General features: G+C 66.3%; 1 protein-coding gene and 1 pseudogene. Both read left to right on the top strand.

Annotation, left to right across the window (positions count from 1 at the left end; genetic code table 11):
- Positions 1-214 (top strand): annotated as a pseudogene (locus tag WBV89_RS00570) (ABC transporter permease); the annotation flags it as partial.
- On the top strand, positions 211-1,500 hold the full coding sequence (locus WBV89_RS00565) for an ABC transporter permease (RefSeq protein ID WP_423979399.1): 1,290 nt from the start codon (positions 211-213) through the stop codon (positions 1,498-1,500). The pseudogene WBV89_RS00570 and the gene WBV89_RS00565, both read left to right, overlap by 4 nt.
- Positions 1,501-1,670: the final 170 nt, after the last annotated feature.

Genomic DNA, 1,670 nt, shown 5'->3' with positions numbered 1-1,670 from the left:
GGTCGGCACCGTGCTCGCCGCGTTGCTGTTCGGCGCCCTGCAGGCCGGGGGCCAGCAGATGCAGGTCGAGACCGGTGTTCCGATCGATCTCGTCCTGATCCTGCGGGCCCTGATCGTGCTGTTCATCGCCGCACCGCTGCTGATGAAGGCCATCTGGCGGATCAGCGCCCAGGGCGCCAACTCCGGACCGAGCATCGGGGGGTGGGGATCATGAGCGGCGGCATCGGGATCGAGAACACCGGCCACCGACCGGGCACCGACGTCTACCTCGACGCGGTCGATTCGCTGACCCGCACACCCGACGAGATCAAGCGGGCCCGCAACCTCGGGATCGCCTATCTTCTCGGAGCCGTGCTGACCGTCGTCGTCTTCGCGCAGGGAACCGGCGGAACGGCCACGTTCACGCTCGGGGACGACGCCTCGTTCGGCGTCGGAGCGATTTCGATGGCGTGGATCTGCGCCGTCAGTCTCGCCTGCCTCGGCGGGGTCCAGATCTCGCGCGGCACGTCGAACTGGCAGAACGCGCTCCTCGGGGTCGCGGCGGTGCTGTTCGTGTTCACGATGATGGCCTGGGCCGCAGCCGGAGGAGGCTTCTCGCTGACCGGCACGCTGCACGACGCCCTGAAGGCCTCGACACCCCTGGTGTTCGGTGCCCTCGGCGGAATCCTGTGCGAACGGTCCGGCATCATCAACATCGCGATCGAAGGATTCCTGCTCGCAGGAGCGTTCACGTCAGCGGTCGTGGGTTCGGTGACGAACCTGTGGATCGGGATGATCGCCGCGATGATCGTGAGCGCTCTGCTGGCGCTGCTCCTCGCATGGTTGGCGATCCGGTTCCTCGTCGACCAGGTGATCGTCGGGTTCGCGATCAACTTCTTCGTGCTGGGCCTGACGTCGTTCGTCGACGCCCGCGTGCTCACCAAGAATCCGGACTACAACGGCGTGTCCACGCTCGCCGAGTGGAAGATTCCCCTCCTCAGCGACATCCCGATCCTCGGCCCGGTGTTGTTCTCACAGACGATCTACGTCTACCTCGGCCTCGCCCTGGTGGCGATCATCACGTGGGCGTTGTTCTCCACCAAGTGGGGACTGCAGACCCGGGCGGTCGGCGAGCATCCGAAGGCGGCGGGGACTCTAGGGGTCAACGTGCTCCGTCGACGCTACGTCAACCTCGCGATCGCCGGTGCGATCACCGGGTTCGGCGGATCGTGGTGGACCGCCGACGTCGGCCGGTTCAACGAGAACATCACGAACGGTCGCGGCTTCATCGCCCTGGCGGTGGTGCTCGTCGGACGCCACCACCCCGTCGGTGCGCTGTGTGCGGCACTCGTCTTCGGATTCTCCGATGCCCTCGCGTTGAAGTTCAGCTTCCTCAACACGTCGATTCCGAGCGAGTTCCTCCAACTCGCTCCGTTCCTCGTGACGTTGATCGTCGTGGCGAGCGTCGGACGGGGCGCACGTGTACCCGCGGCACTCGGGCAGCCGTACGAGAAGCAATAATCGTCGGATGAGCGAACCCCTCCTCCCCACCCAACTTCTGATCGGGGGTGAGTGGCGAGACGGCTCGTCGAACACGACGCTCGCCGTCACCGACCCAGCGACGGGCTATCACGTCGCCGACGTCGCGTCGGCGAAACCCGACGATGCCGGCGAGGCATGCGGTGTGGCCG

It is taken from the genome of Ilumatobacter sp. (genome assembly GCF_049588435.1).
Taxonomy (GTDB): domain Bacteria; phylum Actinomycetota; class Acidimicrobiia; order Acidimicrobiales; family Ilumatobacteraceae; genus Ilumatobacter_A.
The sequence above is the reverse complement of the archived record's forward strand: the minus strand, read 5'-3'. Positions and strand labels throughout refer to the sequence as shown.